The 24489-nt window shown below is 72.2% G+C and carries 24 protein-coding genes and 1 pseudogene; 8 read left to right on the forward strand and 17 right to left on the reverse strand.

Annotated elements, in window-relative coordinates; all coding sequences use genetic code 11:
* Positions 1 to 204: 204 nt before the first annotated feature.
* The 11 genes from J4709_RS48005 to J4709_RS48055 all read right to left on the reverse strand — a co-directional run bounded on the left by J4709_RS48005 (position 205) and on the right by J4709_RS48055 (position 12497).
* Entirely contained in the window at positions 205 to 2427 is a 2223-nt protein-coding gene (locus tag J4709_RS48005) for a DUF4132 domain-containing protein (protein ID WP_208252186.1), read from the reverse strand.
* Positions 2428 to 2519: 92 nt separating this feature from the next.
* Positions 2520 to 3386, reverse strand: a complete 867-nt coding sequence (locus J4709_RS48010) for an SMP-30/gluconolactonase/LRE family protein (RefSeq protein WP_208252187.1) — start codon at positions 3384 to 3386, stop codon at positions 2520 to 2522.
* Positions 3383 to 4321 carry a sugar kinase gene (locus tag J4709_RS48015; protein WP_208252188.1) on the reverse strand — a complete coding sequence of 313 codons (939 nt, stop codon included), beginning with the start codon at positions 4319 to 4321 and terminating at the stop codon, positions 3383 to 3385. The genes J4709_RS48010 and J4709_RS48015 overlap by 4 nt, the downstream gene beginning before the upstream one ends.
* Positions 4318 to 4962, reverse strand: coding sequence for a bifunctional 4-hydroxy-2-oxoglutarate aldolase/2-dehydro-3-deoxy-phosphogluconate aldolase (locus J4709_RS48020; protein ID WP_208252189.1), 645 nt, complete (start codon positions 4960 to 4962; stop codon positions 4318 to 4320). The genes J4709_RS48015 and J4709_RS48020 overlap by 4 nt, the downstream gene beginning before the upstream one ends.
* The gene (gene dgoD, locus J4709_RS48025) at positions 4956 to 6101 is read right to left on the reverse strand and encodes a galactonate dehydratase (RefSeq protein ID WP_208252190.1); all 1146 of its coding nucleotides are present in this window, start codon (positions 6099 to 6101) and stop codon (positions 4956 to 4958) included. Before dgoD ends, J4709_RS48020 begins: the two co-directional genes overlap by 7 nt.
* Entirely contained in the window at positions 6098 to 6847 is a 750-nt protein-coding gene (locus tag J4709_RS48030) for an SDR family NAD(P)-dependent oxidoreductase (RefSeq protein WP_208252191.1), read from the reverse strand. The genes dgoD and J4709_RS48030 overlap by 4 nt, the downstream gene beginning before the upstream one ends.
* A complete protein-coding gene (locus tag J4709_RS48035) occupies positions 6844 to 7794 on the reverse strand; it encodes a DUF4380 domain-containing protein (RefSeq protein WP_208252192.1) in 951 nt (316 codons plus the stop codon). The genes J4709_RS48030 and J4709_RS48035 overlap by 4 nt, the downstream gene beginning before the upstream one ends.
* Positions 7795 to 7823: 29 nt before the next feature.
* The gene (locus tag J4709_RS48040; RefSeq protein WP_307802119.1) at positions 7824 to 8930 is read right to left on the reverse strand and encodes a zinc-dependent alcohol dehydrogenase family protein; all 1107 of its coding nucleotides are present in this window, start codon (positions 8928 to 8930) and stop codon (positions 7824 to 7826) included.
* 11 nt (positions 8931 to 8941) lie between these two features.
* Positions 8942 to 9964, reverse strand: coding sequence for an ABC transporter permease (locus J4709_RS48045; protein ID WP_208252193.1), 1023 nt, complete (start codon positions 9962 to 9964; stop codon positions 8942 to 8944).
* A 30-nt stretch (positions 9965 to 9994) separates the two neighbouring features.
* Complete coding sequence (locus tag J4709_RS48050; protein ID WP_208252194.1) at positions 9995 to 11491, reverse strand: sugar ABC transporter ATP-binding protein; 1497 nt, start codon at positions 11489 to 11491, stop codon at positions 9995 to 9997.
* A 19-nt stretch (positions 11492 to 11510) separates the two neighbouring features.
* Positions 11511 to 12497 carry a substrate-binding domain-containing protein gene (locus tag J4709_RS48055; protein WP_208252195.1) on the reverse strand — a complete coding sequence of 329 codons (987 nt, stop codon included), beginning with the start codon at positions 12495 to 12497 and terminating at the stop codon, positions 11511 to 11513.
* Positions 12498 to 12634: 137 nt separating this feature from the next.
* Between J4709_RS48055 and J4709_RS48060 the strand changes: the two genes are divergently transcribed.
* Positions 12635 to 13333: a FadR/GntR family transcriptional regulator gene (locus J4709_RS48060; protein WP_208252196.1), complete on the forward strand. Its 699-nt coding sequence runs from the start codon at positions 12635 to 12637 to the stop codon at positions 13331 to 13333.
* Between the two features lie 110 nt (positions 13334 to 13443).
* Here the strand turns inward: J4709_RS48060 and J4709_RS48065 are convergent, their stop codons facing one another.
* A complete protein-coding gene (locus tag J4709_RS48065) occupies positions 13444 to 14220 on the reverse strand; it encodes an SDR family oxidoreductase (protein ID WP_208252197.1) in 777 nt (258 codons plus the stop codon).
* Positions 14221 to 14392: 172 nt separating this feature from the next.
* Between J4709_RS48065 and J4709_RS48070 the strand changes: the two genes are divergently transcribed.
* Positions 14393 to 15283, forward strand: a complete 891-nt coding sequence (locus J4709_RS48070) for a helix-turn-helix transcriptional regulator (protein ID WP_208252198.1) — start codon at positions 14393 to 14395, stop codon at positions 15281 to 15283.
* A gap of 62 nt (positions 15284 to 15345) precedes the next feature.
* Here the strand turns inward: J4709_RS48070 and J4709_RS48075 are convergent, their stop codons facing one another.
* Positions 15346 to 16209 carry an NAD(P)H-binding protein gene (locus J4709_RS48075; RefSeq protein ID WP_208252199.1) on the reverse strand — a complete coding sequence of 288 codons (864 nt, stop codon included), beginning with the start codon at positions 16207 to 16209 and terminating at the stop codon, positions 15346 to 15348.
* A gap of 166 nt (positions 16210 to 16375) precedes the next feature.
* Between J4709_RS48075 and J4709_RS48080 the strand changes: the two genes are divergently transcribed.
* On the forward strand, positions 16376 to 16978 hold the full coding sequence (locus J4709_RS48080) for a TetR/AcrR family transcriptional regulator (protein WP_208252257.1): 603 nt from the start codon (positions 16376 to 16378) through the stop codon (positions 16976 to 16978).
* A 168-nt stretch (positions 16979 to 17146) separates the two neighbouring features.
* On the opposite strand, the gene J4709_RS48085 is transcribed toward J4709_RS48080, so the two are convergent.
* On the reverse strand, positions 17147 to 18139 hold the full coding sequence (locus J4709_RS48085; RefSeq protein ID WP_307802120.1) for a phosphotransferase family protein: 993 nt from the start codon (positions 18137 to 18139) through the stop codon (positions 17147 to 17149).
* 191 nt (positions 18140 to 18330) lie between these two features.
* Here J4709_RS48085 and J4709_RS56300 point away from each other — a divergent pair.
* Together J4709_RS56300 and J4709_RS48095 are read left to right on the forward strand one after the other, a co-directional pair.
* Positions 18331 to 19166 (forward strand): annotated as a pseudogene (locus J4709_RS56300) (IS5 family transposase).
* 173 nt (positions 19167 to 19339) lie between these two features.
* Positions 19340 to 20254, forward strand: coding sequence for an erythromycin esterase family protein (locus tag J4709_RS48095; RefSeq protein WP_208252200.1), 915 nt, complete (start codon positions 19340 to 19342; stop codon positions 20252 to 20254).
* A 263-nt stretch (positions 20255 to 20517) separates the two neighbouring features.
* Here the strand turns inward: J4709_RS48095 and J4709_RS48100 are convergent, their stop codons facing one another.
* Positions 20518 to 20901 carry a DUF5997 family protein gene (locus tag J4709_RS48100; protein WP_208252201.1) on the reverse strand — a complete coding sequence of 128 codons (384 nt, stop codon included), beginning with the start codon at positions 20899 to 20901 and terminating at the stop codon, positions 20518 to 20520.
* 55 nt (positions 20902 to 20956) lie between these two features.
* On the opposite strand from J4709_RS48100, the gene J4709_RS48105 reads away from it, so the two are divergent.
* Positions 20957 to 21649, forward strand: coding sequence for a LysR family substrate-binding domain-containing protein (locus J4709_RS48105; RefSeq protein WP_307802122.1), 693 nt, complete (start codon positions 20957 to 20959; stop codon positions 21647 to 21649).
* Between the two features lie 129 nt (positions 21650 to 21778).
* A complete protein-coding gene (locus tag J4709_RS56305) occupies positions 21779 to 22075 on the forward strand; it encodes a Scr1 family TA system antitoxin-like transcriptional regulator (RefSeq protein ID WP_372442243.1) in 297 nt (98 codons plus the stop codon).
* A 380-nt stretch (positions 22076 to 22455) separates the two neighbouring features.
* Here J4709_RS56305 and J4709_RS48115 read toward each other — a convergent pair whose 3' ends face one another.
* On the reverse strand, positions 22456 to 23406 hold the full coding sequence (locus J4709_RS48115; protein WP_208252203.1) for an alpha/beta hydrolase family protein: 951 nt from the start codon (positions 23404 to 23406) through the stop codon (positions 22456 to 22458).
* A 156-nt stretch (positions 23407 to 23562) separates the two neighbouring features.
* On the opposite strand from J4709_RS48115, the gene J4709_RS48120 reads away from it, so the two are divergent.
* Positions 23563 to 23991 (forward strand): MerR family transcriptional regulator, encoded by a 429-nt coding sequence (locus J4709_RS48120; protein WP_208252204.1) that lies wholly within the window; start codon positions 23563 to 23565, stop codon positions 23989 to 23991.
* A gap of 268 nt (positions 23992 to 24259) precedes the next feature.
* On the opposite strand, the gene J4709_RS48125 is transcribed toward J4709_RS48120, so the two are convergent.
* Positions 24260 to 24442, reverse strand: a complete 183-nt coding sequence (locus tag J4709_RS48125; protein WP_208252205.1) for a hypothetical protein — start codon at positions 24440 to 24442, stop codon at positions 24260 to 24262.
* Between the last annotated feature and the right edge of the window lie 47 nt (positions 24443 to 24489).

The following is a 24489-nucleotide window of genomic DNA, read 5'->3' on the forward strand; positions in this document are numbered from 1 at the left end:
GCCGAGGCCGCCAAGATCTGGTCGGACTACTCCGGCCGCTGGACCGCCTGGAACACCGTCCGCGCCGTGTTCTCCTGGATCAGCCTGCTCGCGATGGGCGCCGGCGCCTACCTGTGGGGCAAGACCAACTGAAACACCCCACCCCGCCCGACCCACGGCCCGCGCTCACCTGCCGAGCGCGGGCCGCGCCAGGGCCCGGCGGGCTCAGTCGATGAGACGGTGCAGGTCGGTGATGATCTCGGACGCGGTGACGGGGTCGAGTTCGCCGAACGCGAGGGACGTCCCGGAGTAGCGGCCCGTCAGGAGCATCACGTGGTCGATGCGCTGCTCGGCGTACTCCTCGGGGTCGAAGACGCGGATGCCGGGTTCGAAGGTGACCATGAGGTGCCGCTCGTCCGGTGTCATGAGCATCACCTGCCGGCGGAAGCCGCCGGTCTCCTTCTCGCCGAGCGTCCAGCCGCGGGACGTCAGGCCGAGGATCCTGCCGAAGTGGACGGACCCGCCCTCGAAACGGGACAGCCGGCCGCTCCCCCGCTCGTCCTCCGCGAGGGCGTGGACGGGGCGGCCGAGCTGCGGGAACGGCTGCAAGATCTCGTAGTCGGCGAAGATCGCGGCCCAGGCCTGGACGGCGTCCTCGCCGAGGACGAGCGGGTGCGGCAGCGCGACCCGGGCGCCGCCGGGGAGCGCGAAGGCGTCGTCGCGGACGTCGGAGAGGGTCCCGTCCTCGGCAACCCGGAACGCGTCCGTCCCCGCCGTCCACACCAGCCGCCGGGCGATCTGGCGCATGAGCGGGTGCGCGACGAACAGCTCGGCGAACTCCTCCGCCGTCCAGGTCCGCCCGGTCACCATCGCCGCTTCCAGCCGCTTGACCTGCTCCGCGGCGACGGTGCGGGCCTCCTTCCTGAGGTCGCTGAAGCGCTTGTAGGCGGCGGGGGCGAGGACGTCGTCGTCCTTGGCGCCGGGCTTCGGCAGGGTCTTGCGGGGCTTGCCGCTCTCGTCGGTGACGAAGGGCCGGATCTCCTCGTCGAAGCCGACCACGAAGCGGCGCGGTCCGTAGTCGAGCGTCAGGGAGCCGTCGGCGTCCAGGCCGAGGTCGGGGACGAGCCGGTCGGCGAGCTGCTCCTGAGTGAGCCCGCGCTGCTCGGCGGCGCGCTTCAACGCCTCCCGCGCGGACCGTCCGATCCACTTCTGGTCCTCGGCCTTGTTCGCGAGCCGGTCCAGGTGCCGGAGGGCGGAGTCGGTGCCGAGGGCACTGAACAGGCGGAGCGCGGACTGCCCGCCCGATTCCCACACGTACGCCCGGGACCAGCGTGCGACGATCGGCGCGAGCCGGTCCGCGGTCCCGTCGTCGCCCCACTCGGCCAGGGCGTACTGCACGCCGGGCGACGCCCACACTTTGGGATGGCGGTCGGCCTCGTAGAGGGCCCAGGCGAACTCGGCGAGCGACTCGGGGTCGAGGGGCGCGGTGACCAGGGGGACGCCGGCGTACGGCTTGTGGCTCTCCGAGATGGCCAGCATGGTCAGGAGGTTCCGGGTCGCGGCATGGGGAAGCGCCGCCTGACGGCGAAGGCGCAGCAGGATCCGCGGCAGCCGTTCGGGATCCCAGCCCTGGGGCAGTTCCGGCATCGGGTCGGGGTACAGGTCGAGCGGGTCGATGCGCAGCCGGGAGACCGCCTGCACGGCCTCGTCCCCGTAGTAGCCGGCGGCCTCCACCAGGATGTCGTCGCCGTGGCGCCGCGCGACCGAGCGCAGTGCCGCCTCGGCGCGTTCCCGCTTGGGCCCCGGCTTGCGCAGCGCGTCCGGGATCGTCAGCCTCACGGCGTCCACCCCGTGCAGGTCGTACCAGGCGTCCTGCGCCTCGTCGCTCCCCCGGCCGTCGAAGTCCTTGATCATGGCCTGGGCGACCGCGTGGTCCAGGAAGGGCTCGAGCGCGTACACGCTCCATTTCTTCTTTCTCGCCTGGTGCAGTGCCGGCGGGTAGGCGGCCATCTCGTGCCGCGCCACCGCGCCGCGGTCGGCGCCGACCGAGAAGTCGACGAAGGCGTCCCAGTAGCGTTCGTCGGCGAGGAGTTTCTCGCCGAGCTCGCGGGGCGCCTGCATGACGAGCCCCATGTAGAGCTGCTCGAACCGCGACTTGGACCGCCAATCGCGCGGCTTCCAGAGTTCCCTGGCCTGGTCACCGGCGAAGAACTCGGCGAGTTCGTCCCAGTCGGTGTCCTCGGGCATGCGTTTCTGCGAGTACTTGTACGGGGCCTTCAGCCACTCCTCACGCCGGCCGGGCGCCCAGCGGACGATGGTCGACTCCTGGGGCGTCTTCAGGCTGAGGACGGCCGGCGGCTCCTTCGTCCCTCCCTCCCAGGGCGGCCGTACGAGCAGGGCGGGCAGTGCGCTGTCGAGGGCGTCCTCGACATGGGGGTCTCGTGTCATCGTTTCCAGTATCGCGGCCGGCGGACGTTGTCGATCATGAGACGTCCCGCCGCGGCTCCCGGTTTCCGCCGGCCCGGATGGCGACCCGCCGATCACCTGACGGGCGACCCCGCACGCCTGAGGCGGAAGGGGACGACCGGACGACCGCCGACGGTCGTCCCGGCGGTGAGGACGCGGCCGTCCGCCGGGCCGGGTGCGGCCAGGCCGTGGGTGGCGGTGGTCACCAGCACCCGGTGCGGTGGTGCGGGGGAAAGGCACACGCTGGTCGGCTGGCTCGCGGGCAGCCGGAACACCGTCAGCAGCTCGCCGGACGGAGCGTAGCGGTGCACCGCGGACGCGCCCCAGACCGCCGACCACAGGCATCCCTCGGTGTCGACGGCCATGCCGTCCGGTGATCCGTCCGGCACGCGGGCGAAGACCTCACGCTCGCCCGGTTCCCCTGACGACGGTTCCACGGCGACGCGGTAGATGACGCCGTGGGCGCTGTCGGCGAGGTACATGGTTCGGCCGTCGGAAGTGAAGGCGGGGCCGTTGGGGATGGTCAGGCCGTCCATCGCGGTGTGGACGGTGCCGTCGTCGTCCACCCGGTACAGGGAGCCCGCGCCGGGCGTTCCATCGAAGGCCATCGACCCCGCCCAGAACCGTCCGGACGGGTCGGTCGTGCCGTCGTTCATGCGCATGGGCGTGGCCGCGCCGTCCTCCGGGCGCGCCAGCCAGTCGACGGTGCCGTCACCGTCCAGAAGGGCGATGCCGGTGTCGGCTGCGGCGATCCATCCGTCCGAGTCCTGGATCGGGGCGACGGCGCCCAAGGGGAACGGCACGGAGATCAGGAGCGTGGTGGGGTCCAGCCGGTACAGCCTTCCGGCCAGGAGGTCGACGGCGACGAAGCCGCCGGGCGTGGCGCGCAGCCCTTCGCCGAGCTCCCACGGGCCGGCGTCGTCCAGAACGGTCCAGGTCATCGCAGTGCGGCTCCTTCAGGAAGGCCGATGAGACCGAGTTCGTCGCGGTGGGGCAGGCCCTCCCAGTCGCCGCGGCTCAGGACCGCGAACGCGCCGACGGTGTGGGCGCGGCGGAGCCGGGCCTCGACGTCCAGGCCGTCCAGCAGGCCGGACAGGTACCCGGCGACGAACCCGTCCCCCGCGCCGATCGAGTCGACCGGGTCGACGCGGTGAGCGGGCACGGCGTGCGTACCGTCCGCGGTGTACGAACGGGCCTCGTCGCCGTTCTTGACGACGACCTCGGTGGCGCCGCCGTCCAGCAGCCGGGCGGCGATGCGGTCCGGCGGGCCGTCGCCGAGCAGGGTCAACTCGTCGGGGGAGGCGATGACGTGGTCCGCGGCGGCGGCGAGCGGCGCGAGCGCCTCGGCGGCCGCCGCCCGGCTCCACAGCCGCGGCCGGTGGTTGAGGTCGAGGCTGATCCGCGCGTTCCGGGAGCGGGCGAGGCGGCACAGCGCCGTCGCCGCGTCCCGGCACGACGCGCTGAGCGCCGGAGTGATCCCGGTGAGGTGCACGATCCGCGGCTCGAACGGCAGCGCCTCGACGTCCTGCGCGCACAGCCGGGACCCGGCGGACCCGGCGCGCAGGTACTGGACGCGGGTGACGTCCGGCAGCCGCTGCTCGAACATGATCAGGCCGGTGGGCGCGTCGCCGTCGCGGCGGACGGCCGAGACGTCGACGCCCTCGGCGCGCAGCGTGCGGGTGACGAGGTGCCCGGCCTCGTCGGAGCCGACGCGTCCGGCCCAGGCGGCGGCGTGGCCGAGGCGGGCGAGGCCGATCGCGACGTTGCTCTCGGCCCCGGCGATGCTCGCGGTGAAGCCGGAGCCGAGCCGCACCGGGCCGGTGGCGCGCAGCGCCATCATCGTCTCCCCGGCGGTGAGGACGTCGACCCGGGTCACGCGGGCCCGCCCGGCGCGGCCGTGACGGCGAGGAACGCGCGGGCGCGGCGGCGCAGTCCGGCGAGGTCGCCGCCGCGCGGCGCGTCCCCGCACAGCGGCGAGCCGACGCCGACCGCGACGGCGCCGCGCCGCAGGTACTCGGCGGCCTCCGCCTCCCCCACGCCGCCGACCGGGACGAACGGGACGTCCGGGAACGGGTCGCGCAGCGCGCTGAGGTAGCCGGGGCCCTGTGCGCTCGCCGGGAACAGCTTGACGGCGGTCGCGCCCGCGGCGACGGCCGCGGCCACCTCGGTCGGGGTGAGCGCCCCGGCGAGCACGGGAAGGCCGAGCCGCAGCGCCTCGTCGACGCCCGCGCCGAGCGCCGGTGTGACGGCGTACTCGGCGCCCGCGTCGCGGGCCCGGCGCGTGTCGTCCGCGGTCAGCACCGTGCCGGCGCCGATCCGCGCGGCGCCGGCGGTCTTGCCCGCGACCTCCTCGATCACGTCCAGGGCGCCGGCGCCGCTCAGCGACACCTCGATCAGCGTGACGCCCTCCTCGGCCAGGGTGAGGGCGGTGCGGGCGGCCGCCGCCGGGTCGGGGCCCCGGACGATGGCGACCAGCCGGCGCCGCTCCAGTTCTTCGGCGATCGTCGTTCTCACCATTCCGCGTGCCCTCCGTCCGGGTGCCGCCAGACCGGCGGGCGCCACCGGTGCCCGATCCGGTCGGCGCGGCGCACCTCGTCCTCGTCGATCTCTATGCCCAGGCCCGGCGCGTCCCAGCGCTCGATCGAGCCGTCCACGAACGCGAACGGCGACCGGTCGGCCAGGTAGTCGAGCACCTCGGCGCCGTCGTTGTAGTGGATGCCGATGCTCTGCTCCTGGATCAGGAAGTTCGGCGTCGCGAACGCCACCTGCAGGCTCGCGGCGAGCGACAGCGGGCCGAGCGGGCAGTGCGGGGCGAACAGCGCCCCGTGCACCTCGGCCAGCGACGCGATCCGCCGCACCTCGGAGATGCCGCCGGCGTGCGACAGGTCGGGCTGGACGACCGCGACCCCGGCCTGCAGCGCGGGCAGGAACTCGGCTCGGGAGAACAGCCGCTCGCCGCACGCGATCGGGGTGGTGGTGGACGCGACGACGTCGGCGAGCCGGTGCGTGTGCTCCGGCAGCACCGGCTCCTCCACGAACAGGGGGCGGTACGGCTCCAGCAGCGGGATGAGCCGCCGCGCGGCGGGCACCGTGATGCGGCCGTGGAAGTCGACGGCGAAGTCGGCCTCGTCCCCGATCGCCTCCCGGACGGTCGCGGCCCGCCGCACGATCGCGTCGATCTGCGCGGGCGGCGGCAGCGGCGCGGCCCGCCCGGAGGCGTTGATCTTCACGGCGGTCAGCCCGGCGGCGATCTGCGCGGCGGCCTCGTCCCCCACCTCGCCGGGCTCGTCCCCGCCGATCCAGCCGTACACCCGGACCCGGTCGCGGACCGCGCCGCCGAGCAGCTGGTGCACCGGGACGCCGAGCGAGCGGCCGAGGATGTCCCACAGCGCCTGGTCGAGCCCGGCGACCGCGCTGGACAGCACCGGGCCGCCCCGGTAGAACGCCGCCTTGGTCATGGTCTGCCACAGGTCCTCGATACGGCGCGGGTCCGCGCCGAGCAGCAGGTCGGCCAGCTCGTGCACGGCGGCGCGGGTCGTGTCGGCCCGGCCCTCGACGACCGGCTCGCCCCAGCCGACGAGGCCGTCGTCGGTCTCCACCCGGCAGAACAGCCAGCGCGGCGGGACGAGGAACGTCTCCACTCTCGTGATCTTCATGCGGATCCCTTGGTGATGCTCCAGCCCCCGTCGACCCGCAGCGAGACGCCGGTGACGAACGAGGCGTCCGGGCCGGCGAGGAACGCGATCGCCGCCGCGACCTCTTCCGGGCGGCCGAGGCGTCCGGCTGCGGTCTCGGCGGCGCTGCGCCGCCGGTCCTGCTCGCCGATGCCGTCCCACTGCGCGGTGAGGACCGGGCCGGGCAGCACGGCGTTCACCCGGACGCCAGGCCCGTACTCGGCGGCGAGCTGCCGGGTCAGCCCGGTCAGCCCGGCCTTGGCGGCGGCGTACGCCGGGCGTCCCGGCAGCCCGAACGATGCGTGCACGGACGACACGATCACGATGGCGGCGCGGTCGCTGGCACGCAGGTCGCCGAGCACCGCGCGGACGCCGAGGAACGTCCCGGTGAGGGTGACGTCGAGCTGGCCCCGCCAGGACTCCAGCGAGATCTCGTCCGCCGCGCCCGGCTCGTAGCGCAGGGCGTTCGACACCAGGACGTCCGCCGGGCCGAGTTCGGCGCGGCAGGCGCGGACGGCGCGGTCCCAGTCGCCGGGGTCGCTCACGTCACAGCGCAGGGCAAGGGCCTCCGCGCCTTCGGCGGCCAGTGCGGCGGCGACCTCGTCCACCTGCGGGGACACGTCGAGGAGCGCGACCGCGTACCCGTCGGCGGCCAGCCGGCGGGCGGTGGCCGCGCCGATCCCCTGGGCGGCGCCGGTGACGACGGCGACCGGACGCGTCGCGGTCACGGCGTCCCACCTCCCTCGCCGGCGGACGCCACCGTCACCCGGATGCCGAGCGCGGTCTCCGCTCCCGGCGCGAGCGTCTCCCACGGGCCGAGCGCTTCGCACTCGACGATCCGGGCGGGCGGCGCCAGCCCGCCGAGGTGCTCCAGCGGGCGGTCGAGGGGATGCTCCATCCACACTTCGGCGCGCGAGCCGCCGTCCGGGTACGCGGCGCCGTCGTGGACGTCGAACTCCATGGTCAGGCGATGGCCTGCCCGGGTGTAGGCCAGCCGTCCGGTGGCGTGCGGGAAGCCGAGCTTGCCGACGGCGTCCTGCGCGGGCACCTCGACGGTGCCCGGGCGCGGGCGCGTCCAGGTGGGCGCGGTCGTGCCGACCGCGAGCTCGACGGGCTCGCCGAAGCCCGGCCCCACACCGACCTGGACCGTTCCACCACCCGGGTACTGAGCGACGTTCCACACCGCCCACCGCACCGGGAAAGGCGACGCGTTGACGGCCGAGACGCGCAGGTCGTAGCCGGGCTCACCGGCGCGCAACCGGATCTCGCGGCGCAGCCGCAGCCCGGTCCGCGGATCGTGCTCGCTTTCCAGCACCACCGTCGCGTCGCCCGAGACCGCGCGAACGTCGGCCGCGTACGGGCCCGAGTCGAGCACGGGGTCGGGCGGCCCGGCCCACTCCCTCGGCGACGACCAGCCCTGCGGCGCGGGCCAGGTCTTGTCGCCGCCGTAGTTGCGCCAGTTCGCCATCGGCCCCGAGGTGCGTTCCGGCCGGTGCCCGCCGACCGGGTGCAGCCGGTCGTCCAGCAGCGCGGGGTTGCGCCACAGCAGCTCGTCGCCGTCGTGGACGAGGCTCAGCAGCCGTCCGCCCAGCGCCGGGACGACCCCGAGCCGCAGCGTCCCGTTGCCGAGCCACACCACCTCGTACGGGCCGGACGTGTCGGTCTCGACGTGCACGGCTCCCGCGACGGCACCGGTTCCGGCCGTCACTGCGCCGCGTCCGGGACGAGCACGACCTTGCCCTTGCTCGCGCCGGCGGCCAGCGCGTACGCCTCGTCCGCCCGCGACAGCGGGAAGACGTCGCTGACCGCCTTCTCCGGCCGCAGCCCCCAGCCGACGAGGTTGCGCGCCAGCTCGCTCATCGCGGGCAGCGACGTCACCCAGGAGGCGTGGATCGTGAGCTGCTTGTGCAGCAGCGTGTCGGACACCTCGGTGCACAGGTCGCCGCCCTCGCCGACCAGCGAGACGTGCCCCCACTCGGCCGCCGCCTCCAGGGCGAGGCTCCGGCCGGGCCGCGTCCCCGAGCAGTCGATCGTCACGCCCGCGCCGCCGCGCCCGGTGAGGTCCGCGACCGCCTCGGCCGTGCCGTCGCCCGCGGGCAGGGTCGCGTCGAACACGCCGAGCGTCCCGGCCCACGCGCGGCGCGCCTCGGACGGCTCGACGCCGACGACCTTCCGCGCGCCCATGCCGCGCCCGATCATCCCGGCGGCCAGCCCGACCGGGCCGAGCCCGACCACCAGCAGGTCGGTGTCGCCGCTGACCCCGGCGCGGCGCAGCCCCTCGTAGGCGGTGCCGAACCCGCAGGCGATCAGCGCGCCGTCCACGTACGACAGCTCGTCCGGCAGCGGCACGCAGGTCCGCTCCTCGGCGAGCAGGTACGGGGCGTGCCCGCCGTCGCGCTGCCATCCGTAGGACTCGCGGCCGGAGTCGCAGCTGATGTAGTGGCCGCGGCGGCAGTTGTCGCAGAGCCCGCAGCCCACGATGTGGTACACGATCACGCGGTCGCCCACGCCGAACCGCCGCACCCCCGGCCCCGCGGCCACGATCCGGCCGGACGGCTCGTGCCCCGCGATCACTCCCCGGTAGGCGGGGCCGTCCACGCCGCGGTAGCCCTTGTAGCCCCGGTAGATGTAGCCGATGTCGCTGCCACAGATCCCGGACGCGCCGACCTCGATCAGCACCTGCCCGTGGCCGGGCTCCGGCACGCCGGACCCCCGCAGCACGGCGGTGGAGTCCCCGGGCAGGAACACGCCCTCCATCCGCGCGGGCGTCCCCCCGGCGCCCGCGGTCCGCGTCGTCGAAGTCACGGTCACACCGCCCCCTTTCAGGCCGTCGCGCCGGCGCGTCCGCGCCGCGCGACCACCACGTTGATCAGTACGGCGCCGACGATGATCACGCCGCGCACCACGTTCTGCAGGAAGGAGTCCACGCCGAGCAGCACCAGGCCGTTGCCGATCACGGTGATGAACACGACGCCGAGCAGGGTGCCGAGCATCCCGCCGCGGCCCCCCGACAGCGCCGTCCCGCCGATGACCACCGCCGCGATCACGTCGAACTCCAGCCCGGACGCCGCGCCGCCGCTGCCCGAGCCGAGCCGGGCCGCCAGCAGGATCCCGGTGACCGCCGACAGCAGCCCGGTCGTGGCGAACAGCAGCACCCGGATCCGGGTCAGGTTGATACCCGCCAGCCGCGCCGCGCCCGCGTTGCCGCCGATCGTGTAGACCGATCGCCCGTACGCGGTGAACCGGGCGACGTAGGCGAAGACCCCGAACAGCACCAGCATCACGATCGCCGAGGTCGGGATTCCGGCGACGTCCCCGCCGAGCACGTCGAACACGCCGCTGTCGGGCAGCGTCACCGGCAGCGCGTCGGTGAGGTAGAGCCCGAGGCCGCCGAGGATGCTCCACAACCCGAGCGTCGTGATGAACGACGGCACGTCGAACACCGCGCGGAGCCAGCCCGCGATCGCGCCCCACACCACGCCGAGCAGCAGCGTCACCACGATCGCGCCGCCGACGCCGAGCCCCCACTCGGTGGCGCCCTTGGCGACCAGCACCGAGGAGAACGCCGTCGCCGGGCCGATGCTGATGTCGATCTCCCCGGCGATGATGACCAGGGTGACGCCCCAGGCGGCGATGCCGACGGTGGCGGCGTCCCGCAGGATGCCGAGCTGGTTGTGCACCGACAGGAAGCCCGCGGCGGAGGCGCCGAGCGCCACGTACAGCGCGACGATCGCGACCAGCAGGCCGATCTCGTTCAGCTGGTGCGACCGGCCGTTCAGCAGCCGCCCCGCCACGCCCGTGATGCGCGTCCCGCCGGGCGGCGGGACGGTCCGAGTGGTGGTCATGGTCTCTCCTCGTCTCTCAGGGCGGGTCACTCAGGCCGCCATCGCGGCGGACAGCACGGCGTCCACGGTCACCTCGTCGCCGGTGAACTCGGCGGCGACCGTCCCGCCGCGCAGCGCGATGACGCGGTCGCACACCAGCGGCAGCTCCTCCAGCTCGCCGGACACGAACAGCACGGCGGCGCCCCGGCCGGCCAGCTCCCGGACCAGCCGGTAGATGCCCTCCTTGGCCTCCACGTCCACGCCGCGGGTCGGCTCGTCCAGCAGCAGGATCCGGCTGCCCGCGTGCAGCCACCGGCCGATCACGGCCTTCTGCTGGTTGCCGCCGCTCAGCGCGGCGATCGGGGTGCGGGCGGACGCGGTGGCGATCGACAGCCGCTCGATCAGCCCGCGCGCGGCCCGGTCGACCTTCGCCGGCACCACGGACGTGCCGCTGCTGACCGCCCGGAAGTCCGACATCACCATGTTCTCGCCGACGCCGAGCAGCGGGACGATCGCCTCGCTCTTGCGGTCCTCCGGCGTCAGCCCGACGCCGCGGCGCTTCATCCCGGCCGCGGTCACCCGCGGCACCTCCCGGCCGTCCACCCGGACGGTCCCGGCGGCGGCCGGCTCGAACCCGGCGATCGCACGCAGCACCTCGGTGCGGCCCGAGCCCATCAGCCCGGCCAGCCCGAGGATCTCGCCCGGGTACAGGTCGAAGGACACGTCGGCGACCTTCGGCGGGACGCTCAGCCCCGACACCGACAGCAGCGGCGTGCGGTCGCGGTCCACGGTGCGCGCACGCGGCCGGACCGCCGCCTCGTACGCCGAGCCGAGCATCATCGCGACCGCGTCCTCGGTGGAGGTGGTCGCCATGTCGACGGTCCCGACCACCTCGCCGTTCCGCATGACGGTCGCGGTCCGCGCGATCCGCCGGATCTCGTCGAGCCGGTGGCTGACGTAGACGACCGCGACGCCGCTCGCGGCGATCCGCCGGACCGCCTCCAGGACGGTCTCCACCTCGGCCGCGGCGAGCGCGCTGGTCGGCTCGTCCAGGATCAGCAGCCGCGGCTCGCGGCGCACCGCCCGGCAGATCTCCACCAGCTGCTGCTCGGCCAGCGGCAGCCCGCCGACCTGCGCGTCCGGGGCGATGCCCAGGCCGAGCCGGTCGAAGACCTCCCGGGCCGCGCGGCGCATCGCGGGATGGTCGACCCGGCCCGCCGCCGACCGCGGCCACGCGCCGAGGAACAGGTTCTCCGCGGCCGTCATCCCCGGCACCAGGCTGAGCTCCTGGTGGACGGTCCGCACGCCGAGCTCGTTCGCGCGCCGGACGCCGCCGTCGCCGAGCGCGGCGCCGCCGATCTCGACCGTGCCCGCGTCGGCGCGCTCGACCCCGGACAGCACCTTGATCAGGGTGGACTTCCCGGCGCCGTTGCGGCCGAGGAGCGCGCGGACCTCGCCCGCCTCGATCTCCAGGCTCGCCCCCGTCAGAGCCCGGACGCCCGGGTAGTGCTTGGTGACGTCGGCGACGCGTACCAGCGGCGTGCTCATGCGGCTCCTCTTCTCGGGGTTACGGGATGCCATCGGAGTGCTCCTGAAGCCAGCGCGTCCCGTCCTTCGGGCCGAGGTAGCGGTCGATGGGGGCGGGGATGACGAACCGGTCGCTCGGCCGGCCCGCGAGCACGTCCCGCGCGGCCTGGCCTGCCAGCCGCCCGACCTTGATCCCGGAGATGTCGGCGACGCCCTTCAGGACCCGCCCGTCCTGGAGCTTCTTGGCCGCATCGACCGACATGTCGCCGCCGAACACGGCGGTCTTGCCGGCCCTGCCGCGCGCCTCGACGGCCTTGACCGCGCCCAGCATCTGCGAGCCGGCCTCGCCGTAGAACGCGTCGATGTCGGGGTGGGCGGTGAGCAGCTGCTCGCCCCGCTCGACGGCCTCGTCCAGCGCGAGCCCCTGCTGGTTCGCCACGATCCTCGCGCCCGGCACCTGCGCCTTGAGCGCCTTCTCGAAGCCCTGCCGGCGTTGGATGCAGACTTCGAACTGCTCGCAGTTGATCACGCCGACCTTGGGGGCGCGCTTCCCGGCGGCCAGGAAGTAGGCGGCCATCTGCTCACCGCTGACCCGGCCGAACCCGGCGGGGTCGCCGAGGACGAACGACTGCACGTACTTGCGCGCCTCCGCGTCCTCGATGCAGGTGTTGTAGCAGATCACCGGGACGCCGCTCTGCTTGGCGAGGCGCAGCGCCGGGATCGACGCCGTCGCCGACGCCGGGGACACGATGAGCGCGTCGACCTTCGCCGAGCTCATCGTGTTGATGAACGAACTCTCCTTGGCCGGGTCCGACTGGATGTTGGTCTGCACCAGCTGGGGGTCCCGGCCCCCATGGCCGAGCGTCGAGCTCAGCCCGCGCCCCACGCCCGCGTAGTAGCCCTCGGCGTTCAGGTACACGACGCCGATGCGCCCGTGCTCGCCCACCCTGCCGCAGGCGGCCGTGACCGCCAGGACCGCCGCGACCGCCATGAGCACGGCCGCCAGACGGCGCTTGGCATGCTTCATCGACGTACTCCTCGTTCCGGCAACCTGCTGACCTTGTCTAATGCCCCCGGCCGGGTGCTGTCAATATTAATTCCTAATTTATGATTACTCTGTGAGGGCTAGGGTACTCGGCGGACGAGCGAAGGAGGGGGCCTCCCGTGGTGCGCTACTCGGAGCGCGGGCTGCACGGCCAGACGGTGCAGGAGATCGCGCGACGCATCCTCGGCGGGGAGCTGGACCCCGGCGACACCATCGACGTGGCGGCGCTCGGCGACGAGCTGGACGTCAGCCTCACCGCACTGCGCGAGGCGCTGAAGGTGCTCGCGGCGAAGGGCCTGGTCGCCTCGCGGCAGAAGCGGGGCACGTTCGTGCGCCCCCGCTCCGACTGGAGCCTCCTCGACCCCGACGTCATCCGGTGGCAGTTCGCCAACCGCGACGACCACGCGTTCCTGCAGAACCTCGCCGAGGTGCGCGGCATCATCGAGCCCCAGGCCGCCCGCTACGCGGCCCTGCGCCGCACCCCCGACGACCTCGCCGCCCTGGACGAGGCCCTCGCCGGCATGAAGGCCGCCGACGGCGACCTCGCCCGCGCCGTCCAGGCCGACCTGGACTTCCACCGGGGCCTGCTCACCGCCACCCACAACGAGCTGCTGGAGCGGATGGAGGTCGTGATCGAGGTCGGCCTCGCCGAACGCGACCGCCTCGTGCACGGCGTCCGTCCCCACGACGACCCCGTCCCGAGCCACCGCGCGGTCCTCGACGCCGTCCGCGACGCCGACCCGGACCGCGCGGAGAAGGCCATGCGCGACCTTCTCGTCAAGGCCGCGCACGACCTCGACACCCTCACCGCCGACTAACGGCGCGACGTCCCCGCCCAGTCCACCTCCACGTGCTGCTCGCCCTCAGGGCCGTAGCGGTGCAGGGCCTGGTCTGGATTACGTGTGGCCTGGGCGGAAACGTGCGGGCGTCAGCTCGGCTGCGCGGTCGGCATGATCGTGACCTGCTGGAGGTTGACGCGCGGGGGCAGGGCGGCGATGAAGCCGATGGTGTCGGCGATGTCCTGCGGGGTGAGCCACTCCATCGACTCCTTGGAGCCCTCCAGCCAGTCCAGAGCGCCCTGGTCGGTGACGTGGCTCTGCAGTTCGGTGCCGACGATGCCGGGCTCGATGGCCGACACCCGGACGTTCTTCGCACCCAGTTCGACGCGCAGATGGCGCGAGAGGTGGGTGACGTACGCCTTGGTGGCGGAGTAGACGGCGAAGGCGGGGAAGATGTTCTGCGCCGCGATGGACGAGGTGTTGATCAGGTCGGCGACACCGCGGGCCCGGCCCGCGCGCACCAGTTGCGGGGTGAACGCGCCGATGGCGTTCATCAGGCCGGTGACGTTCAGGTCGATCTGGTGCTGCCACTGGCCGGCGGCCAGTTCCTCGACCGGGGCGGGCAGCATGACGCCGGCGTTGTTGAACAGCAGGTCGGCGCCGCCCAGTTCGGTCTCGACGCGGTCGGCCGCGGCCTGGAGGGCCGCGGCGTCGGTGACGTCGGTGGGGATGGCGATGGCGGTGCCGCCGTTCTCGGCGATCCGCTCGACCAGGTCCTGCAGCCTGTCGGCGCGGCGGGCCAGGACGGCGACGCGGGCGCCGAGCGAGGCGAGCTTCTCGGCGGCGGCCTCGCCGATGCCGCTGGAGGCGCCGGTGACCACGGCGACGCGGCCCTGGAGCGGGGTTGTGGAAGTGGAATTGGACATGATGTGCCTCCGTGGAGAATCGGGGGGTAAGTGCCGAGTAGGTCTCGGTACGTCTCCATGACAACAGCCCGGTGCTCCGCTCCCGCGGCTACAAATGGCCCCGTCCAGGCTGGTACCGGCAGGGCCACCCTCGGGTGGGCGGGCCGGTCGCGGCCGTAGGCACACTGGGGGTATGGACCGCAGCAAGGAGATCGCCGGTTTTCTCCGCGCCCGTCGCGCGGCGATCAGCCCGGAGCAGGCCGGGCTCGCCCCCGACGGCCGCGTCCGGCGGGTGCCGGGGCTGCGCCGGGACGAGGTGGCGCGGCTGGCCGGAGTGAGCACCGAGTACTACACGCGACTCGAGCAGGGACGGCCGGGGAACCCGTCGCCGGAGGTCGTCGAGGCGCTGTCGCGGGCACTGTGGCTGGACGCCTCGGAGCGCGAGCACCTCGGCGACCTGCTGCTGACCCGCCGCGGCGCGGTGCGGCGCGGTCCGCAGCGGCCGCAGCGGGTACGGCCGGGGCTGTTCCTGATGCTGGAGACGCTCGGCCACGTGCCGGCGTTCATCCTGGGGCGGCGCACCGACGTGCTGGCTTCCAACCACCTGGCCCGCGCCGTGCTGACGGACTTCGAGGCGCTGCCCTCCCGGCACCGGAACCTGGCCCGCTACTACCTGCTGGACCCCCAGGCGCGGGAGCGGGTCGGGGACTGGGAGCGGATCGCCGCCGAGACCGTGGCGATGCTGCGCCTGGAGGCCGGCCGTCACCCCGACGACCGGCGGCTGGCCGACCTGGTCGGCGAACTCACCGTGCGGTCGCCGGAGTTCTCCGGCTGGTGGAACGACCACAAGGTGCTGCGCCGCACCCACGGGGACAAGCACTACGTGCACCCGCTGGTCGGCGAGATGCACTTCGTCTACGAGTCGTTCCAGGTGCCCGGCGACACCGAGCAGACGCTGTGCGTCTATAACGTCGAGCCGCAGTCACCGACCGCTGAAGCGGTGCAACTGCTGCGCAGCTGGGCCGCCCCATCGGCAATGCCCGGCCCGGCCGCCGAGCCCACCGCTCCAGGCGACGCCGGGTAAAGCCCTGGACGACGGTCGCGATCACCACCGTCCGGCCTTCAAGGACACCACCAAGAACCGCTTCAGGCGGCGATGTGGTCCGCGAGCCGGTCGGCAGCGCTGCGGGGCTCGCGGCCGAGGATCTCGGCCAGCAGGGGGTCGGCATCTGCGAAGTAGCCGGCGCGGCTGGCCTGGTACCAGGTGAGCATGAACCGGGCCGCCTGCTCGGGCACACCGATCGCGATCTGGTCGGCAACCCACTGTTCGTCGTCCAGGACTGTGCGCTCGATGGTGCGACCGGTCAGCTCGGAGGCGATCGCGGCGAAATCGTCGAAGGTGACGGCGGTCGGCGCGGTCAGATTGATCGGGCCGTCGAAGGAACGGTAGGAACGGTCACCGGCCAGGATGACCGCAATGGCCTCGGCCACGTCCGCACGGTCGGTGTACGGGACGGGACCGTCCTCCGGTTGGGCGATCTCCCCGGTCCGCTGCCACGGGCCGAGTACCTGGTCCAGGGTGCCGTAGGCGCCATTGCGCAGCGCGGTCCAGGCCACCCCGGATTCGGCGAGGACGGCCTCAGTAGCCATGTGGGTCTCCGACGCCGGGTACGGATTGCCGGGGACGGCGCCCTGCTGGCTCGTGTAGAGGATCCGCTGGGCGCCGGCGGCAACGGCGACCTCGATGGCATCGCGATGCAAGCCGATCAGGTCGGCCGCCGGGTCGTTGCCCGACACGAGGAGCACCTGCTCGGCACCGGCGAACGAGTCGCGCAGCGCGGCCGGATCCTCGTAGGAGCCCTGCCGCACACGGACGCCGCGATCGGCGAAATGCCGCGCCCCAGCGACGTTACGGACGCTGACGCCGATCCGATCCGCAGGTACGCGCTGGAGGAGGTTCTCGACGGTGGCGCTGCCGAGTCCGCCGGTGGCGCCGGTGACAACGATCATGCTTGTGGCCTCTTCCTGTCTGCCCGCACACCCGTATCCGCCCTGATAGAAGGCGGCGCCACAAGTTGACCCCCTAGGTCAACTTATGACTCGCCCACGACGGTAGGTAAGCTGACCCAGGGAGTCAAATTCCGATGCCGGGCGGCGGTGAGAGGCGGTGAGGACCTTGACCGGTGCGGCGCCATCCGAACCGCGGCTGCGCGCCGATGCCAGGCGCAACTCCGAACAGATCCGGTCCGCCGCGATCGCCGCGTTCCAGGGACGGGGCCTGACGGTGCCGCTGGAGGAGGTCGCCAAGGCCGCCGGCGTGAGCAAGGCCACGATCTTCAACCGGTTCGGCGGCCGGGTCGGCCTCATCGAGGCCGTCATCGAAGAGGTCGTCGCGACGGAGCTGTTCGCCATCATCGATCACACACGGACGATCGACGACGTCGGCGAGCGGATCGCGTACTACCTCACGGCGATCCGCGACCTCCAGTACCGCCAGCCCGCCGTCAACGACGTCCTATTGCAGTCGTATCCGCACTCGCACCAGCTCATGGAGATCTGCCGAGTCGGGAGCGAGGTCAACGACGAGCTCGTCGCCGCGGCGCGAGACTTCGGAGCACTGCGGCCGGAGTTCACGGCGAGCGACCTTCACGCGCTCGTCGTCGACAATGCCCTCGCCCTCAAACACGGCAAGCAGCCTCCCCGTGACGACTACGACCGCCGCACCACTTACCTCCTGGACGGGATCCGCGGGCACCAGCCCGCTCCTGACGGACGATGACGGCGCCCTCGCCCTGATGCGGCGAACGGACCGATCAAGTGGCGCCATCGGCCGTGCTCTGTGGCCGCATCCGCCCCGATCTCTGCCACGAGCTTCGGCATGACGCGGACGTACGAGGGCGTGGTGAGGGGACCGGAACGGGCGACAACGCGTAACCACCTGCCTGCGCTACGCCAGTGGCAGGAGCGCCAGCGCCTCTTTCGCGTTGTGCTCGGCGATCCCTTGCATGGACTCCCGGTCAGGAAAGTCCCCGTCGAGGAGACGCAGTGGACCGGCCACCAGCGACAGACGCATCGCGAGCATGTAGAGGTCGAGCCGCTGCGGATCGAGACCAGGCCGCGCCAGCACGGTATACCGCTCGCCGAAGCGGAGCTGAAGGAAGACGTGCTCCCACTCGACGTCGAAGTACATCAAGCCCTCGATGTCGATCAGGACGGGGTGCCCGTCGGCGCCGACGAGGACGTGGTCGGGCCCGAGTTCTCCATGGATCAGTCCGTACTCCGTGCGAGGGCTCACCCGATCGGCCAGCTCATGCAGACGGTCGCGCAATGCGGCGCCCGCTGCCCCGATGCGCCCGTCGCGCCCCGCTGCCTCCTCAACGTCCCGCAGGGCGCGGTCAAGAACCCGGCGCTCGCACGAGGCATCGGACACAGATCCGCCCCGCTTCAGCAGGTCCACCTTGCCGTAGTGCCGGCCCTGGTGTCGGTGCATCACCTCAAGCATTTCGGCAAGCTCGCCCAGGGCTTTCGCGGCGCGTGTGGGATCGGTTTCGAAGAGTGCTTCAAGCGTGCCGCCGGAGACGTCCTCGACCACGGCGACGTCCGCCGGAAAGCGGCGCCGACCATCATCCGCCAGGAGCACCCGCGGAACCCGTGCCCCGAGGCTGTCCAAGGTCCGCTGCGCGGTCAGGAACGGGACCAGCCCGGAGACGGGCGCGAACGGGTCAGCCGGGTCGGTCTCTGGCGCGCCTGGCCAGAAGTTCTCAGCTTCGGCCCAGCTGTAGACGATCACGCTGGCGGTACGCGTTCCATCAAGGCGGACCCGGTACACACCCTTCCTGCTCCCCCCGCGCAACCGGTCCACCGCGACTACGCGGCATCCCGCTCCCAGCGCGTCACGCACCAGCCCCGACAGTTCTTCGATGTCCGCGAATTGCCGCACCCGCAGAATCTACTCAAGACGACGCCCCGCATGCCGCCGGCTACCTTCCAGCAGCGTCCGACTATCGACGAACGGCGCACGCCTGCCTGGTGAACGCCCACAACGCCGAGGACGTCCTTAATGCCGCAAGGAAGTCGAACGGCTCACCTAATGGCCTTAGACACTGGCCCCCGGAAGGGGATGACCTTGGCGTGAGCCGGGGTGATCTGACCGCCGCGCAGTGGGCGGCCCTGGAGGAGTTGCTGCCGGTCGATAAGAGGCCGGGACGGCCGCCGAAGTTGACGAAACGGCAGCTCATCGAGGGGATCCGGTAGCAGGCCCGGACCGGTGCGCCGTGGCGGGACTTTGAGCGGTATGGCAGGTGAAAGACGGTCTACAGGCTGTTTCGACGCCGGCAGCGGGATGGGGCCTGGGCGGGTATCGCGAGAGACCTGCAGGTCCGGGCTGACGCCGAGGGCCTGATCACCTGGGGCGTCTCACTCGACTCCACCATCGCCCGCGCGCTCCAGCAGAAGGAACCGCCGGGCGGGGTGTCCTGCGAACCCGCAGATCACGGGCTCGGGCGGTCGCGCGGCGGGCTGACCACCAAGGTGCACCTGGCCGTCGAGCAGGGCCGAAACCACTCTCGTTCGTAGTCACCGCCGGGCAACGCGGCGATTCGCCGCAGTTCGAGGCCGCGTTGGGGGCGATCCGGGTGCCCCGGCCCGGCGGAGGCCGCCCGCGCACCCGCCCGGACCGGCTGCGGGCCGACAAGGCCTACTCCTCCCGCACCAACCGCGCCTACCTGCGGCGCCGCGGCATCAAGTGCACCATCCCGGAGAAGGACCAGGCCGCCCACCGGCTCAAACGGGCTTCGCGGGGCGGCCGGCCGCCCAAGTTCGACAAGGTCGACTACTGCGAACGCCATGCCGTGGAATGCGCGATCAACCGGCTCAAGCGCAACCGCGCGGTCGCGACCAGGTACGACAAGCTCGCCGTCCGCTACGAGGCGACGTTGCGCGTCGCCTGCATCAACGAGTGGCCATGACCAGTGCTGACCAGCGCCTCTGCTTGACCTCGACCACACTTGAGGTCAGACGATCTTTTCGAGAGTAGGTCGCGTCGGGGCGACGCGACCCACAAAAGCGAAGATCAAGAGCGTGGAGGTCAGGGATGTCGGTGTCGATGGTGGCCGAGTGGATCAGGAAACGTTCTCACCGGGTGGCCGCTCGGGAGCTCGGCGAGTCGCTGGAGGACGTGCGGCCTGTTGCGTCGATGGTGCGGGGCGCAGAGGTCGTGGCGTTGGGCGCCGCTGCGCGGCAGACCCGGGAATTGTCGGTGGTGGCGCATCGCATCGTGCGGCTCCTGGTCGAGGAGGAGGGGTTCCGGTCACTTGCCCTGGAGGGCGACGACGCCGCCCGGCTCGGGCTGGACACCTACATCGCCACCGGCCACGGCGACCCGCGTGAGCTGCTGGGCGGAGCGCGGGCGTTCTGGCAGAGCGAGGAGATCCTTGACCTCATCCACTGGATGAGGTCATACAACCAGCGTCACCCCGACGATCCAGTGCGTTTCGCCCAAGCTCCGGACCGGCAGGTCAGGCACACCACGCGGTTGGACGGTCTCGCCGGGCTGGAACGCGAGCTCGCCGACGGTGTGGTCTGGTGGCGGGAGCGCTCCGGCGACAAGGTCGTGTACTGGGGCGGTATGGCGCACACCGCGGTCGGCGACCCCCGCACGGTGTCCCCGTCCTCACCTCCAGAGACGCATCGCAACATGGGCGGTTACCTGCGCGAACACATGGGGACGCGTTACCGGTCGATCGGCCTGACCCTGGGCCACGGCTCAATCGGGGTGCCCCTCCCCTCGCCGAGCACGCAGTTCGCCGACTCCGCGCTCAGCGCGGGCGCCGCCGGCCAAGCGGGATACCTCCTGGACCTTCGGGCACCGCAGCCCGAACCCGTCCACCACTGGCTCAACGCCCCGACCAAGACACGGCTGATCGGCCCGTCCTACGACCCCGCCGATGACGCGGCCTACCACCTGTCGGGCGGATCGCTGGCCGCCTGGTTCGACATCATCCTCCACACCGAAGAGGTCACGCCCGCCCGACTGCTCGCACCGCTGCCCGGCTAGATTCCAGAAACAGGCCCTAGTTCACCTCGATGCCCCAGCGTCGACTGCGCGGACGGCGCGTGGCACATCAGCGGCATCGGCTATGAACCGACTTACGAATACTCGATATCGCTCGATGCGTGTCGCCGCGTCCGCCTGAGGTGTGCACGGCCTCAGGGCGCTGCGCTGGCTGAGAATCACGTGCGTGCAGAGCGCCTTCACCAACGCGGCCTATACCGCGAGCAGCTGGGCCGCGGCGCGGGCGGCCGGGGATATCACGTGAGTCAGGCCTTAGCGCGCTGCTGCTTGAGGCGGAGTTCCTCCTTGCGGACTTCGGCTTGGACGGCTTGCTCGCGTTCCAGCCAGTCGGGCCTTTCGGCCTTCAGGTTCTCGATCTCGGCCGTGGTGAGGGGGCCCGTGATGCCGGCGCGGGCCAGACCTGAAACGGAGACGCGGAGCCTGGCGGCGACGACCTGGCGGGGGTGGGGGCCCTCACGGCGCAGGTTCGCCAGCCACGAGGGCGGGTCGGCTTGGAGCGCGTTCAATTCGTCCCGGGAGACAGGGCCTTCCTGGAACTCGGCGGGTGCTGCCGACAGCAGGATCCCCAGCTTCTTGGCCGCGGTCGCGGGCTTCATGGTCTGCGGGGTCTTTGCTTTGGACGTGCCCATGACCTCAAGGGTAGCCAGCGGGAGGGAACTGCCTGAACGTGACTAGGCTGGCGGAGTGACCGATGGTGAGTTCCGGCTGGCCTACGTGCCAGGGGTGACGCCCGGGAAGTGGGCCGGGGTGTGGGCCGAGCGGGTCCGGGAGGTGCCGCTTCGCCTGCTGCAGATGCCGGCGGCCGAGGTCGTCCCCCTGCTGCGGAACGGGGGCGTGGACGCGGCGTTCGTACGCCTGCCCGTCGACCGCGAGGCCCTCCATGTGATCCCGCTGTACCTGGAGACGACCGTGGTCGTGGTGCCGAAGGATCACGCGGTGGCCGCAGTGGAGGAAGTGGAGCTCGCCGATCTCGCCGACGAGGACGTGTTCGAGCCACTCGATGATGTCTTGACCTGGGACGAGCGCCCCGGGCAACCTGCGTTCACCCGTCCTGAGAGCACCGCCGCCGCGATCGAGCTGGTGGCATCGGGAACCGGCGTCCTGCTGCTCCCCCAGTCTCTGGCCCGCCTCCACCACCGCAAAGACCTCACCTACCGAGCCGTGACCGACGCTCCTCAGTCCCAGATCGGCCTCGCCTGGCTTGAGGCCGAGACGACCGACCTCATGGAGGAACTGATCGGCATCGTCCGCGGCCGCACCCCCAACAGTTCCCGTGGCCGCAACCCCCAGCAACAACAGCCCACCCGTAAGAAGCAGCCACCGCAACAGCGCTCCGCCTCCAAGCCCCGCAGCCGCCAGAAGCGCCGCCGAAGGTGACGAGAACCGGCCTCACCGCCCCTCATATGACGATGGCCTCCGCCAATTGACCCTGCGGCGAGCGGACTCACTCGGGTCCCGTCGCGGACTACCGCGCTGGACCGCGCCTTCCCCGTCTGAGCCGACTCGTTGGCCGCTGGAAATGGGGCGGGTGGTCGCCGTTCAATCACGTCCTGGTCGGCTCTTCGCCGAGCCGGAGGCCGATGCCGCCGCGATCCGCAGCTGGCAGGTCCAGTTCATCCCCGGCCACTCCAGACAAGCGAGTACGCTCTCGCCCTGATCCGGATCCTGTCCCCCGACGACCCCGAGGATGTTCCACTCCGCCGACCCCAGGCCCGCATAACCCGCCGCGCAGTTCTTGAGCGGCAGGACGCGCCTTCCTACGACGTCATCTGCGCATCATGCCCGGTCGGTCACCCGTTGTAGTGCCGTCCGCGACTCCAAGGACCCCGACGGCCCGAAGCTCCTTCTCAACCCCGGCGAGCGCGTGCACTGGCGGCGGGCTTCGTGCTCCGGAATGCCGCCGTCAGTGCAGCGGGATGCCCCGGATCCCATAACGTCCACGGCCACACAGGTCAGCCGCTGCTACGGGGCGCGTAGGCGAGAACAACACTCTCCTCGTCGGGCTGGTCGATGATGGCTGCGGCCGTGAGAAGCAGCAACGTGCGTGCGTTGGTCTGGGCGACGGTGCGATTTCGCGGGCGGGCGGCGATACCCCCGGCCCGGTCCGGTGGGTCGACGCGCCGGGGCGGGGTGCCCAATGCTTTCAGCGCGTTCCGCCCCGACGCGCTGATCCTTACGGCACCTCACTTGGATTCGAGTCGTCCCAACGGGTGCGGGGCGCCTGTGAGTGCCGCTTGCGCCGCGATCCAGGTGGAACTGTCGATGCCGAGGACGTGGCGCAGGTAGGCGAGGGTGACCTGCTGGACGAGGGCGACGCGCTCGGGGTTCTCGTCGGTGGTCTCGGCGGCGTCGTAGCCGGAGATGCCCCCGAGGAGGTGCTCGCCGCCGAAGATGGTGAGCAGGCTCTTGTCACCAGGGCTGAGGGTGTAGGGCTCAGTGGTCCATTCCGGTCCAAGGGTGGTCACCGGGAGATGGTCCTTGTCGCCGGAGACCACCAGGGCGGGGGCGGTGAGGTGGGAGAAGTCCACCTCCCGCAGCCAGGGGAGGTTCTCGGTGGCGTAGGGGGTCAGGTCGCCGCCGCCCCTCCCGGCCGTGGCCAGCAGGACGCCCGCCGTGACCCGAGGGTCGGACAGGTCGTCGGCGGCTCCGGTCTGCGGGTCGGTGACGCGCAGGCCCAGCAGCATGGCGGCAGTGTGGCCGCCGAAGGAGTGCCCGGCCGCGGCGATGCGGCCGTGGTCCAGGCGTCCGGCCAGGCCAGGGACGGCCGTTTCCAGCACGTCGAGGTCGTCGAGGATGCGCTTCATGTCGGCGACGCGGATCCGCCATGTCCGGGGTTTGCGGGGGTCGTTCGCGGTGAGGGTCAGCCTCCTGGAGTCCAGGTGGGTGGCCTGGACGACCACGAAACCGTGGGCGGCCCAGTAGTCGGTCAGGGGTGCGTAGCCGTCCAGGTTGGAGCCGAAGCCGTGCGCGAAAACGATGATCGGCAGGTCGTGTCCGGTGACCGGCGCGGACACCCGCACATGCAGGTCTTCGCCACGTTCGGGGGCCGGCAGCACGATCGGCTTCACCGAGACGATCGGGGCGGCGGCGAGGCCGTCGGTGATTCCGGTCGGCGCGGGAGCGGGAGTGGTCATGGGTGCCTCAATCCTCGGGGAAGTTCGTGCGGTGGGCCGATCCGCGACTGTTCACGGCAGGACCGGGAGGCAGGCGACCGGCCTCTCACCGGGTACGCTAAAACCTGACATCCATGTCAGAGGCAAGGGTGTGTGCCGCACATCGCAGGGGGACGGATGCGCATCGGGGAACTCGCCGCCAAGACAGGGGTCAGCGTCCGGTCCCTGCGGTACTACGAGCAGCAGGGGCTCCTCGCCGCCGAGCGCAGCTCCAGCGGTCAGCGCCACTATCCCGACAGTGCGGTCGAGCGGGTCCGGCTCATCCAGCAGTTGTACGCAGCCGGACTGTCCAGCAAGACCATCGTCGACCTCATCCCCTGCGTCGTCGACGGCCGCGCCACGCCCGAACTGCTCGCCGGCCTAGCCGCCCAGCGCGACCACATCGACAGGCATATCGCCGACCTGACCGACACCCGCAACCGGCTCGACTCGGTCATCACCGGCGCCGCCACGAACATGCTCACCGGAAGGTCCTGCCGACCCGGCGACACCCCGCAGGAGCGGACAGTGGCCGAGCACCCCGCCGCGCGGACCAGGACCTCGTAAGAACAGAGCAGATCACCGGTTCGCAGGGAGCAAGCCGCGTCGCCCGCGGGGCCGTCCCGGGCGCGGCTTCGGCCACGCCGACTCCAGCACCTGATGCATCCTCGGGCGGCAGATGCCGTCCTCGCGCAACACCGCGCTGATCGACAGCCCATCCCGTCCATCACGGCTGGTGGCCGCCCAGTTCGGCCGGTGGGTCCCATTAGGGCTGAGCGGGCGACGTCGCCGATCCGGCTGAGGCTGAGGGTGACGTGCTGCCGGGGCGCCATCGCTACTTGAGCTCGACGGCCCTCTGCTCGTCCAGGTCCCGGACGTGCCGCAGCAGGGCGTGAAACATGCGGGCCTCGGCGCGAAGCGCCTGCTCTGACCTGCCGTTTGGGCGGACCGCGGTGAGGATGCCGAGCCCTGAGCCGATTCGCTCGATCAGTGAGCTGTCCGGGATCAGGTGTGTCATGCCCTCGTGCTGACGGCGGCTCAGGACTTCGTAGGGGTCGGGTGCCT

It is taken from the genome of Actinomadura violacea (assembly GCF_017573465.1).
GTDB classification, from domain to species: Bacteria; Actinomycetota; Actinomycetes; order Streptosporangiales; family Streptosporangiaceae; genus Spirillospora; species Spirillospora violacea.